The organism is Pseudomonas sp. UBA4194 (genome assembly GCF_002379585.1).
Taxonomy (GTDB): Bacteria; Pseudomonadota; Gammaproteobacteria; order Pseudomonadales; family Pseudomonadaceae; genus Aquipseudomonas.
Window position 1 is genome coordinate 15,152 of record NZ_DFUE01000077.1, and the last position, 12,008, is coordinate 27,159.

10 protein-coding genes are annotated in these 12,008 nt (G+C 63.7%); 4 read left to right on the forward strand and 6 right to left on the reverse strand.

Features of this window, described 5'->3' with window-relative positions; genetic code table 11:
- Nucleotides 1-39: 39 nt before the first annotated feature.
- The 4 genes from B3397_RS18985 to B3397_RS19000 are packed head-to-tail and all read left to right on the forward strand — an operon-like array spanning nucleotide 40 to nucleotide 3,536.
- Nucleotides 40-651 (forward strand): paraquat-inducible protein A, encoded by a 612-nt coding sequence (locus tag B3397_RS18985; RefSeq protein WP_296253088.1) that lies wholly within the window; start codon nucleotides 40-42, stop codon nucleotides 649-651.
- On the forward strand, nucleotides 648-1,262 hold the full coding sequence (locus B3397_RS18990; protein ID WP_296253089.1) for a paraquat-inducible protein A: 615 nt from the start codon (nucleotides 648-650) through the stop codon (nucleotides 1,260-1,262). The genes B3397_RS18985 and B3397_RS18990 overlap by 4 nt, the downstream gene beginning before the upstream one ends.
- Nucleotides 1,255-2,937, forward strand: coding sequence for an intermembrane transport protein PqiB (locus tag B3397_RS18995; RefSeq protein ID WP_296253091.1), 1,683 nt, complete (start codon nucleotides 1,255-1,257; stop codon nucleotides 2,935-2,937). The genes B3397_RS18990 and B3397_RS18995 overlap by 8 nt, the downstream gene beginning before the upstream one ends.
- Entirely contained in the window at nucleotides 2,934-3,536 is a 603-nt protein-coding gene (locus tag B3397_RS19000; RefSeq protein ID WP_296253094.1) for a PqiC family protein, read from the forward strand. The genes B3397_RS18995 and B3397_RS19000 overlap by 4 nt, the downstream gene beginning before the upstream one ends.
- Here B3397_RS19000 and B3397_RS19005 read toward each other — a convergent pair.
- The 6 genes from B3397_RS19005 to proB all read right to left on the reverse strand — a co-directional run bounded on the left by B3397_RS19005 (nucleotide 3,529) and on the right by proB (nucleotide 11,683).
- The gene (locus tag B3397_RS19005) at nucleotides 3,529-3,945 is read right to left on the reverse strand and encodes a response regulator (protein WP_296253095.1); all 417 of its coding nucleotides are present in this window, start codon (nucleotides 3,943-3,945) and stop codon (nucleotides 3,529-3,531) included. The genes B3397_RS19000 and B3397_RS19005 overlap by 8 nt on opposite strands.
- 252 nt (nucleotides 3,946-4,197) lie before the next feature.
- On the reverse strand, nucleotides 4,198-7,773 hold the full coding sequence (locus tag B3397_RS19010; protein WP_296253097.1) for a molybdopterin cofactor-binding domain-containing protein: 3,576 nt from the start codon (nucleotides 7,771-7,773) through the stop codon (nucleotides 4,198-4,200).
- Nucleotides 7,766-8,275, reverse strand: coding sequence for a (2Fe-2S)-binding protein (locus tag B3397_RS19015; protein WP_296253099.1), 510 nt, complete (start codon nucleotides 8,273-8,275; stop codon nucleotides 7,766-7,768). The genes B3397_RS19010 and B3397_RS19015 overlap by 8 nt, the downstream gene beginning before the upstream one ends.
- Nucleotides 8,276-8,582: 307 nt before the next feature.
- Complete coding sequence (locus B3397_RS19020) at nucleotides 8,583-9,056, reverse strand: MarR family winged helix-turn-helix transcriptional regulator (protein WP_296253100.1); 474 nt, start codon at nucleotides 9,054-9,056, stop codon at nucleotides 8,583-8,585.
- 136 nt (nucleotides 9,057-9,192) lie between these two features.
- Nucleotides 9,193-10,242 carry a 2,5-dihydroxypyridine 5,6-dioxygenase gene (locus B3397_RS19025; RefSeq protein ID WP_296253102.1) on the reverse strand — a complete coding sequence of 350 codons (1,050 nt, stop codon included), beginning with the start codon at nucleotides 10,240-10,242 and terminating at the stop codon, nucleotides 9,193-9,195.
- Nucleotides 10,243-10,573: 331 nt separating this feature from the next.
- Nucleotides 10,574-11,683 carry a glutamate 5-kinase gene (gene proB / locus B3397_RS19030; RefSeq protein ID WP_296253104.1) on the reverse strand — a complete coding sequence of 370 codons (1,110 nt, stop codon included), beginning with the start codon at nucleotides 11,681-11,683 and terminating at the stop codon, nucleotides 10,574-10,576.
- Between the last annotated feature and the right edge of the window lie 325 nt (nucleotides 11,684-12,008).

Consider the following 12,008-nt stretch of genomic DNA (forward strand, 5'->3'; position numbering starts at 1 on the left):
AATGCTGGTTCCCTACTACTTGCCCATGCCCAACGCCGAATGAATACCACCCCCCGCTGGATCATCTGCGAGCACTGCGACTCGATGTTCGAGTCGGTCCCGCTGGCACGCGGGCAGAAATCCCAATGCACGCGTTGCGGCGCGGTGCTCGAGCGCGCCCAGCGTATGAGTATCCAGGCGCTGTTCGCCCTGGCGCTGACCGCAGCCATGCTGTTCATCCTGGCCAATGCCTTCCCGGTCATCAGCATCAGCATGGAAGGCCTGAGCAACCAGGCCACCCTGTGGGCCTCGGTCGAGGCCCTGGCCCAGGGCCGGATCACGCCCATGGCTGCGGTCACCGGACTGACCATCATTCTCGCGCCGCTGCTGCAGATCACCCTGCTCTGCTGGCTGCTCGGCTTTGCCACCGCCGGGCGTGCGGCACCTGGGTTCAAGGCCTGCATGCGGGCGCTGGAGCATCTGCGCCCCTGGAGCATGCTGGAAGTGTGTCTGCTGGGTATCCTGGTGGCCATCGTCAAGCTCGCCGGCATGCTCGATGTGCACCCCGGCGTCGGCCTGTGGGCTCTGGCCATGCTCACCGTGCTGCTGATTCTGATTTCCGGCAAGGACATCCGCCGCCTCTGGGATGACCTGGAGGGCCAGATCAAATGACCACGCCGGCCTATGCCCGTGATCTGGACCTGATGCTGTGCCACACCTGTGGCCAGATCTGCCAAAGCCATGAACACCATTGCCCCCGCTGCGATGCCAAGGTGCATGCGCGCAAGCCCAACAGCATTGCCCGCACCTGGGCGCTGCTGCTGGCCGGGCTGATCTTCTATATACCGGCTAACCTGTTGCCCGTAATGCGCACCAACATGTTCGGCAACGCCAGCGACAACACCATCATGAGCGGTGTGATCGAGTTCTGGCACGGCGGCTCATGGGACATCGCCGCGCTGATCTTCTTTGCCAGCGTGGTGGTGCCGTGCATGAAATTCCTGATCCTGGCCATGCTGCTGGTGACCTGCCAGCGCAAGAGCCGCTGGGCCATGCGCGAGCGGGCTCGGCTTTACCGCTTCATCGAGTTGATCGGCTACTGGTCGATGCTCGATGTGCTGGTGGTGGCGCTGGTGGCCTCGCTGGTGCAGTTCCGTTCCCTGAGCTCCATCGATCCGTTGATGGGCATCGTGTTTTTTGGTCTGGTGGTGGTGCTTACCATGTTCGCTGCCATGAGTTTCGATCCCCGGCTTATCTGGGATGTAGAGGTTGAAGATGTCTGATCGTCCAGGTTCCAACGCGGTGCCCCCGAGTGCTCGGCCCGAGGTCAAGACGCGCCGCTTCAGTGTGTCGCTGGTGTGGATCGTGCCCTTTGTCGCCGCCCTGATAGGGCTCACGATGCTGATCAACAACGGCCTCAATGCCGGGCCCAAGATCGAGATCAGCTTCCAGACCGCAATGGGCCTGGAAGCCAACAAGACCCAGGTCAAGTACAAGAACGTGGTTATCGGCCAGGTAACAGCCATCGCCTTGAGCGACGACCGCAGCCACGTGGTGGCCACGGTCGAGCTGAACAAATCTGCCGAAGGGTTCACGGCCGAAGACTCGGTATTCTGGGTAGTGCGCCCGCGCATCGGCGCCAATGGCATTTCCGGGGTCGACACCCTGCTGTCCGGCGCCTTCATCGGTGCCGACGCAGGTAGCGCCGAGCCACGCAAGCGCGAATTCGTCGGCCTGGAGACACCGCCGCCGATCACCTATGGCGAACAAGGCAAGCGCTTTACCCTGCACACCGACGATCTGGGTTCGCTGGATATCGGCTCCCCGGTCTACTACCGCCGCATCGAAGTCGGCCAGGTGGTGTCTTTCCAGCTGGCCGAGGACGGCAAAGGCGTGGACGTGGAAATTTTCGTGCATGCGCCCAATGACAAGTACGTCACCACCGACACCCGCTTCTGGAACGCCAGCGGTGTGGACCTGACCGTGGGCGCCAACGGCCTGAAGGTCAACACCGAATCGCTGTCGACCATCCTGGCCGGCGGCGTAGCCTTCGTTGAACCCAAGTACAGCCCCAACGCTACCCCGGCGACCGAACGAGCCAAGTTCAACCTGTTCGAGGATCAGGAAACCGCGCTCGCGCCACCCGATGGCGAGCCGCGCTACATCAGCATGAGCTTCAACCAGGCACTGCGCGGATTGGCGGTGGGTGCGCCGGTGGAGTTCCTGGGTGTGAATATCGGCCGAGTGGTTTCGGTCAACCTGGACTATGACCCCAAGACCCAGAGCTTCCCCAGCGTGGTCGGCGCGGTGATCTATCCGGACCGCCTGGGCAAGGCTCACGAAAAGCTGCTGGCACGAATGGGTGGCGAAGACGATGAGCGCACGGCGCGATTGATGGCTGCGTTCGTCAAACAGGGCCTGCGTGCCCAGGCCAGGAGCGCCAACTTGCTCACCGGTCAGCTGTACATTTCCATGAGCTTCGTGCCGAACGCGCCACCGGTCACCTTCGATGTTGCCGCACGGCCGCTGCGGGTACCGACCATGCCGGGCAGCCTGGACAAGGTCCAGGAGCAGTTGCAGGGCGTGGTGGACAAGGTCAGCAAGTTGCCCCTGGAAGAAATCGCCAACAACCTCAATGGCAGCCTGAGCGAAATGCAGAAGACCCTGCATCAGGTCAACAACGAGGTGCTGCCACAGATGCGCGGCACCTTGCAGCAGACGCAGAAAACCTTGAGCACGGCCAATTCGAGCTTTTCCGAAGACTCGCCAGAACGGCAGCAGTTGGGTCAGGCAATGGACGAAATTCAGCGCACCGCCCGCTCGGTTCGGGTGCTGACCGACTTCCTCAGCCGCAATCCGGAAGCGCTCATCCGCGGCCGCACCAAACAGGGCGAGCCGGATGCCTACAAGGCGCCGGGCAATACCTCACGTGAAATCGAACCGGAAGTTCAACCATGATCAAACGCACCCTGATGTTGGCCGTGAGCCTGGGCCTGAGTGCCTGCAGCTCGCCGGTCACCCACTATTACACCTTGCAGGACACGGCGCCGTCGGCGCCAGCGCAGTCGGTGAACGCACCGTTCCAGTTCGAGATGCTGGCGGTGCGCATGCCAGTGCAGGTGGACCAGCCACAATTGGTGGTGCGCCAGGATCGCGGCAATCTGGCGATTCTGGAGAATGATCGCTGGAGTGCGCCGCTGGCCGATGAATTCCACGATGCGCTGACCGACCGCCTCGAGCGCCAATTGGGCACCCGCGATCTGGCAGGCTTGCCAAAGGATACGCAGCGCCCGGTTCTGTCCGTGCAGACAGACGTCCGGCGCTTCGACTCGCTGCCGGGGCAATATGCCTTGGTGGATGTGGTGTGGAGCCTGGGCTTGCGCACCGCAGGACAGCCTCGCCAGACGCTGACCTGCGCCAGTCAGATTCGTGAGGCGTCGGGGCCGGATTTGAGCAGTCTGGTAGTGGCCCACCAGCGAGTGATCGACACACTGGCGAAACAGATCGCCGCGACCGCTCGCAACTGGGCTCGGGGGACGGGCGGCTGCCCTAGCTGACGCTGCGCGGCACTGTGGCCAGGGCTTTCTCGACGCCGTCGAGCAACTGGCCCATTGTCCAGGGTTTGCGAATGAAGCTGACCGGAATTTCCACGCCGGAACTTTCCGGGGTTTCATGCCCGGACATGATCATGATGGGAATCTCCGGCCAGGTCTTGGCCGCGAAATTGGCCAGCCCTGCGCCGTTCATGCTGCCTGGCATGAGGATGTCGGTCAGCAGCAGACCCACTTCGTTGGAGCGTTGCTTGAGAAAAACCAGCGCGTGATCCGCGGACTCCACACCCTCAGTCTTCCAGCCTTCCTCGACCAGCAGTTCACAGACGAACTCGCGAATCAGCGCTTCGTCCTCCACGACCAGAACCAGGTTCGCTCCCTTGGAAGCGCCGTTGATGTGCGGCGAGTCGGTCATTGCCAAATCCTTGTGTCTACTTGAATTGATTGGGGAAAATGGCCGTAATTCGGCTGCTTCCACACTCATGTTAGGAGAGCGGAAAACGCAGCGAATTCCTTTTGTCGAGGCTGGGCCGACGAGCGGTAACGCGCGGCCTGATCCGGCCTGCCAGAGCGGCGCCTGACGGGCCCGGCCCCATTGCCAATAGAGGCTTCACCCATGTGGGAGCGGGCTCTACCTGCGATGAGGCCGCAACAGCCCGCCCCTCCGTCAATGACTTCCCGGATTGGCCCGTAACCACGCCACCTGCTTCTGCATATCCGGCCACGCCGCTTTATCTGCAGCAAAGCGGGTGCGCAGGTACGCCACCAGATCCGCCACCTGGCGATCCGAAAGGCTGTTCTTGAACGCCGGCATGTAGCCCAGTTCATTCATTGCCGGGTTCTCGATGCCATGCAGGATCACCTTGATCAGGTTATCGGGCCTATCGCTGTGCACATTGGTGTTGGCGGCCATCGAAGGGCTTACGCCAAACAGCAATGGCCCGCCTTCCGCGGCGCTGTGACACCCCTGGCAGGCGCCTTCGAATACCCGCTTGCCCGACGCCACCGTCACAGGGGATACCGGCGCTGCCTGGGCTTTTGCCGGTGCAGCGGCCGCTGTCGGCTCGGCATTCAGCGAGCTCAGGTAATGGGCAATGGCCCTGACGTCACTGTGGGGCAAAGTGGCCAACTCACTCACCACTGGCCCCATGGGCCCGGCAGCCACGCCATGCTCGCTGGAAAAACCCGTGGTCATGTACTGGAACAGCTGATCTTCCGTCCACGGCGTGGGCGCCTTGGACAGCCCGGTCAACGGCGGCGCCTCCCACCCATCGACCATGGCCCCGGCAAGGAACCCATTGCCGCCCTTCTCCGCCCCCAGCGCATTACGCGGTGAATGGCAGGCCGCACAATGGCCCAGGCCGTTGACCAGATAATTGCCGCGGTTCCACTGCTCGCTCTGGCTCGGGTCGTTCTGGTACTCGCCCTGTTTGAGAAACAGCGCGTTCCAGCCGGCCATCAGCGGCCGCACATTGAACGGAAAACGCATCTCGTTGGCCGGCGCAGTCTGCGCAACGGGTTGCTGAGACATCAGGTAGGCGTACAGCGCCTGCATGTCCGCTTCCTGGATAGTGCGAAAGGCGGTGTAGGGAAACGCCGGGTACAGGTGCTTGCCGTCGCGGCTGATGCCTTGGCGCATGGCACGGTCGAACGCGGCGAACGACCAGTTGCCGATGCCGGTATCTACATCCGGGGTGATGTTGGTGGAGTACAGCTTGCCGAACGGCGTGTCCATCGCCAGCCCGCCCGCGTTGGTGACGCCTCCCGGCACGGTATGGCACACGGCACAATCCCCGGCCGCCGCCAGCTGCCGCCCGCGCTCCAGGGTAGCCGCCGTCCAGGTGCCGGGGCCGGGTGGCGTGACCGGGGCAATTTCGGCGCGCCAGGGCATGGCGGTCAAGCCAACCCCCAGTGCGGCTCCGAACAAGCCCCCCAACCACCAGCGTTTTTTCTCAGGCTTGGGGGCCGGGGCATACGGCGGGCCGAGCGGGTCGCGGGGTTCATTGCCGCCATTGAGTGCCTGACGGACGCGCTCGGCGGTGATCGGCAGCTCACGAAAGCGTATGCCGGTGGCATCGAACAAGGCGTTGGCGATGGCTGCCGCGCTGGGCACCGAAGCCGACTCACCTGCGCCCAGGGGCTGCTCGTTCTGACGCGGCATCATCATCACGTCTACCGCCGGCACTTCGGGGAAGGTCAGGATTGGGTAACCGCCCCATTCCTTGCTGGCGATGCGCGACTCTTCGAAAGTCACCTGCTCTTTGAGCACGCGACTGGTGGACTGCATGACGTTGCCGTGAATCTGATGCTGCACGCCGGCCGGGTTGACCATCATGCCGGCATCGTGACCCACCACCACGCGGGTGACGGCGACCTCACCGGTGACTTTGTCCACCGCCACATCGGCGACCCAGGCTGCCCAGGCGGCGCCGAAGCCCGGGAACTTGCTGTGAATGTAACGGGCGTAGGCAAACCCACGGCCGCGCAATACGCCCTCTTCGCTGGGGGTCTGACCGGGCTCGGTACGAGGCGTCCAGGCGGCACGCTCGGCGGTGGCCCGCACCAGTTCGGCGGCACGCTCGTCGGGCAGATAGCGCAGACGGTACTCCACCGGATCGACGCCTGCGGCGAACGCCAGCTCGTCGATGTACGACTCGTGGGCGAACACGTTGGGCAGCGCCGACACGCCACGCAGCCAGGACGCGCGGACAATGGGCGCCATGTCGTTGATGGTCACCCGCAGTTCGGGGTAGTTGTAGTGCGGCACCGCCGTGCGGTCGCCCATCTCGTACATCACGGCCACCGGCTCGACTCGACCGGTCAACAGCAGGGCCAAGGTCGGCGCACCGTTGGACGGGTAGCTGGTGCGAAAGTCATAGACACTGGGGTTGCCCGCCGCGTCGAGACCGCCATCCACTTCCATCAGCTGCGCGGTGCCCTTGGGCTCCCAGGCATGCTCCTGCTCGCGGGTCAGCTGCACCCGCACCGGCTTGCCCACCGCACGGGACAGCAACACCGCGTCGGCACAGACGTCGTCGGCGCAGTTACGCCCGTAGCAGCCGGCGGCTTCCATGCGCACGATCTCGATGAGCGCCTCGGGGTACTCCAGCAGCCAGGCCAGATCGGCACGCAGGGCGTGGGGATTCTGCGTGCCCGACCAGATGCAGATGCCGTCCCCGCGCACGTCGGCGACGGCGCAGGAGGGGCCGATCGAAGCGTGCAGCTGGTACGGCCACAGGTAGCTGCGGGTGAAGCGTTGATCGACTTTGGCCAGGGCCTCATCGACGCCACCGGTATCGTGTACCACCCGGGCGATGTGGGGGTTGTCGCGGATCGCCTGTTCCACGTCGTTGAGTTGGGGCAGCTTGTGGTTCCAGGGTTTCCAGCGCACTTGCAGTTCGTTGGCGGCCTTGATGGCCTGCTCTTCTCGCTCGGCGACGATGCCGATGAAGTCACCGATGACCACCACTCGGACGATCCCCGGAATATGGGCGATGGAGCTTTCGTCGACACCGATCAGGCTGGTGCCGACGAAGTCGCCGGTATCGAAGCCGTCATAGGGCGGGCGTACCACGCGACCATGGAGCATGTCCGGGACGCGCATGTCATGAACGAAAGTCTGCTCACCGGTGGCCTTGCCGGGAATGTCGACGCGCGCTGAGCTTTGCCCGACGATTTTATAGTCGGCCACGGCCTTGAGCGGCGCATCGCCGCTGATGGTCAATTCGATGTGCTGGTCTTCGATCACTTCGGCGAAGGTCAACTGACGGCCGTCCGCGCAGCTTAGACAGCCACGTGTAATGGTGAGGGTCGAAGCGTCCACGGCCAGGCGCTGCGCCGCCGCTTGAAGCAACCAGCGGCGAGCTTCGGCAGCGGCGTTGCGCAAGGGGATGGCGGAGATCTGCAGGGTGGCGCTGGCGATGGTCGCACCCTGATTCGGCGCCCGTTCGGTGTCGCCGAGCACCATGGTCAACTGGTCCATGCCCAGGTCGAGCTCTTCGGCGACGACTTGCGCCAATGAGGTGCGGATACCGGTGCCCAGGTCCACGTGGCCGTTGAACGCGTAGGCCTTGCCATCCGCGCACAGGGCGATGAACAGGCCCAGTTCCTTGGGTTTGAAGATGGGCGCCTTGCCCTTGGGCACCAGCCCGGGCGGTGGCTGGATCTGGTCCACCACCAGCAACACGCCGTTGCGCGCCAGCAGTTCGGCCTGGGTGGGGACGATAGCGGTGCTGTCATTCATGGTCATGGCTCTCACGGCAAAGCTGGGCGGCCAGGTGCACCGCCTTGAGTATTTCCAGATGGGTGCCGCAACGGCACAGATTGGCCGACAGCGCGCTGCGGATCTGTTCGTCGCTGGGGTTGGGGTTGCGGTCAAGCAGGGCCTTGGCGGTCATGATCATGCCGTTGAGGCAATAGCCGCACTGCGCTGCCTGCTCGCGAATGAACGCTTGCTGCACCGGGTGTGGCGTGGCGCGGCTGCCCAGGCCTTCCAGCGTGGTGATGGTGCGGCCCTGAGCGCCTTTCCAGGGCATGACGCAGGAGCGCGTGGCGCGTCCATCGACGATCACCGTGCAGGCACCACACTCGCCCAGGCCGCAGCCGTACTTGGGGCCATTGAGCTCGAGATCGTTGCGCAGGACCAGCAGCAAAGGTGTGTCGGCCATGGCCGAGCGGGTGACCGGCTGGCCATTGATGGTGCATGAGACGTCGATTGATCGACAGGCGTCTGGAGCCTTGGACATCGGCTTGCTCGCTCAATGTGTGTAGTAAGTCCTACACGAAAAGGCAAGAACGATGCCAACAGGTACGGTGATGGGGTTTGGGGGGGGATCGGCGGTGAATGGTCCCCTCACCCCAGCCCTCTCCCTGGGGGAGAGGGAGCCGTAAGCGGGGCCTTACGCGGTGTGCTTTTTGCTCCATCTCCTCAGGGAGAGGGGGACGTAGGCGGGGGCCTTACGCGGTGTGCTCTTTGCTCCCTCTCCCTCAGGGAGAGGGCTGGGGTGAGGGGACCATTCACCACAACACCCATGCCGATCCCCAATCGCCCCCCTACTCCTGCGGCTCTTCGATCATCTTGCGCAGCAGGTACACCATTGCTACCCGCTCTGCCGGATTCAGGTTGGTCAGCGTCAGCTCACTGATTTCCTGCGCCCGCGGCACGGTTTGATCGACTGCTGCGCGGCCCGCCTCGGAGAGGTGCACGATCACCTTGCGTTTGTCCTGTGCGTCGTGCCCCAGGCTGATCAGCTCCCGCGCCTTCAGCCGCTCGACGATGCCCCGAATGGTCGCCTGGTCCACGGCCGTCACCGCCACCAGCTCGGTCAACGAGCTTGGCCCGTTGTCACGCACGGCGCACAGGGTGATGAACTGCACCGCCGTAAGCTGTGAGTCACCGACGTTCTGCTGGAAAATCGCCATGTGCCGCTGATAGGCCTTGCGCAGCAGGTGACCGACCTGCTCGGAAAACGTGTAGGCATGTTCTGGGCTATGGCTGGAACTCATGGGCGCGAAATGTCCGTTCATACAAAAAGATCCCTAGCCTGTCGCACCGGCCCAAGCCGGGTCAACACCCACGTTCCACCGGCGTAAGCCGGGTCCCGGACGCCGCGGTATATCGGGTACACCATGGGGCCGGGACGCGGCTTACGCCGCTGCTACTTTATGCTTTGGATTCGGTGGGGGCGACGACGTCACCGGCCAGTACTACGGCCTGATCGTCCAGGTAGATATCGCAATGGCGCAAGGGGATATCCAGGTGGCAGGGCGTCTTGCGCTTGCCGCCTACTTCGGTGTTCGGGCCGGTGGAAAACAGGAAGTTGCCGTAGAACGCCCGGGCGTCCATGCACATGCCATCGTTCTTGTCGTGCAGGCCCATCGCGGTCCACTGCGCCCGTCGCTGCAGGCCCCAGCCGATATGGGAAATGCCGTACACCTCGGGGTCCTTGAAATACTTCAGGTAGTCGCGCAGGTACTCGGCCTCGAAGCCACCGTGGATGCCGGTGATGAAACCCTTCTCGATCTCCAGGGTGATCTGCTCACGGCAGTAGGTCTTGAACGGCAGGACGATATCGCCCACGTCCAGCACCAGCGTGCCTTCGGCGGTCTCTTCGTTGGGCCAGGAGAACAGGAAACCACTCGGCCAGTGGTCCCAGCGACCGGGCTCATCGGCAAAACCATACTCGGTCACGGCCGGATACTGGCCCAGCTGGGCACGAAAATCGCTGCCGGCCTTGGAGCGCACGCTGATCGAGCGCGCCGCCTTGAGCATTTTTTCCGCAGCCAGCACGCGCACCTTGTCGGCTTCGGTAGGCAGCATGCGCGCCAACACTTCCGGGGGCTCGACGGCGAGCAGAATGCGCGTGCCGGTCTTGAGTATCTGCTCCTGCTCGGGCGAGTGCAGCAGCATCATGGTGTCGATCACCAGGTCCGCCGCCTCCAACGCCCGCTGCGCCGCCAGATTGCCGGTCAGCGCAGTGTCGCCACAGTAGGCGGTCATGTCGTTGCCCATGGCCACCGGCGCGTTGAACGACGGCAATTCCACGGCGTAGACCTTGGCCTTGAGGCGCTGCGCGGCATCCATCGCAGCGCGTACGGTGCGGGGGTTGGAGTAGTGGCTCTTGAGTACGGCGACGCTCTGGGTTTCATCGACCTTGGACAGGGTCAATACGTGCTCGAACATTTGGGTCAATTCACTATCGCTGACCGGCATTGCTGCTCTCCTTCAACCGTGGGCTGGTAAATGCACCATAGGCAGGCACATGGGCGGAACGTTGCGCGAATATGGAGCGTATACTCTATTTATTCGCAGTATGGGGATTTGTGCAAGCGTGTCGCAAGTTTCACGCCAGAATTGGGGGTTGTCTGGGGGATAGGGGGTGAATGGTCCCCTCACCCCAGCCCTCTCCCTGAGGGAGAGGGGGCTGTACGCGGGTGTTGCGGATACGCCGATCTGCTTCTAGCTCCCTCTCCCCTAGGGAGAGGGCTGGGGTGAGGGGACCATTCACCACCCAACCCAAGCAAACGAAAAAAGCGTAAACACTCTAACCCCCCGAACTCACCATATTCCCCACACTCATGATCTGCGGCTCTGCCACATACCCAATCTGCCGCGCAAACGCCTCGACGAACTGCCCGCGCAGCCGCTGGATTTCCTGCGAGCTGTAGTTGACCAGCCCGCGCGCCAGCTCCGCGCCGTCTGCGCCACGGCAGATCACCATGTCACCGCGCTGGAAGATTCCTTCCACCCGCAGGATCATCAACGCGCTGATGCCTTCGCCGAAGCGGTTGGCGGACGCCGGTCCGGCGATGATCTCCAGCGCGCCGCGCGAGGGCAGATGTCCGGCGAGCCAGCGGGCGCGCGCCGCTACGGGGGTGCAATCGCACAGCAGCAAGGTGCCCACATGCTCGCCTTCGGCAAGCCGCTGCAGGACATCCGCCGAACGCCCGCCAGCGATGACCGTATGGGCACCTGAGCGCGCCGCCAGCCGCGCCGAACGCAGCCAGGAACGGACGTCGAAGGAAAAATGCTCGGTCATGTCGTGGGCGAAGCGATCCAGTGCCGGGTCGGCCGCGGACACTTCGGGCATAGGCGCCTGCGGTTCGCCCTGGCGGACTTCGCAGAGCCCGTCCAGGCTGGTGAGCATCACGTACAGATCCGCCTCCACCAGATTGACCACCAGCGAACCAAGGGTATCGGTATCCCCGGCGCGGATGCCGTGGCTGGCCACGGTACCGTTCTCGCTCACCACGGGAATCACCCCCTGCTCGAGCAGCACGCCCAAGGTGCTGCGCGCGTTGAGGTAATGCTTGCGATGAGACAGGTCATCGTGGGTCAACAACACCTGGGCGGCCTGACAGCCCTGGCCCGCCAGACCTCCGGCCCAGGCGTTGATCAGTGCGATCTGGCCGATGGCTGCCAGCGCCTGAGTCTCGTGCAGGGCGTTGCCGAACGAGGTATTCATCGAGGGCTCACCACATGCCTGCACTGCGCCGGCGGACACCACCACCACTTCGATGCCTCGCGCCCGCAGTTGTGCCAGCTGTTGCGCCAACTGCCCCACGGCCTGCAGATCCAGACCGGTTGGCGAGGCGATCAATCGGCTATCGACGTGAATGACCCAACGTTTTGCGGCGGTAATATCCGTGCGCATGGCTTATCCCTTTATTGATGCGGTGTGGCTTTCGCGACTTTTACGGCGCTCCTACGGGAGGAACACTGCCCGCCTGTTGTAGGAGCGGCGTGCAGCCGCGAAGGGCGCACCGCGGTGTGTCTGGTAGTGCGCGGTGTGGCTTTCGCGACTTTTACGTCGCTCCTACAGGGGGGGGAACGCTGCCCGCCTGTTGTAGGAGCGGCGTACAGCCGCGAAAGGCGCACCGCGGTGTGTCTGGTAGTGCGCGGTGTGGCTTTCGCGACTTTTACGTCGCTCCTACAGGGGGGGAACGCTGCCTGCCTGTAGGAGCGGCGTACAGCCGCGA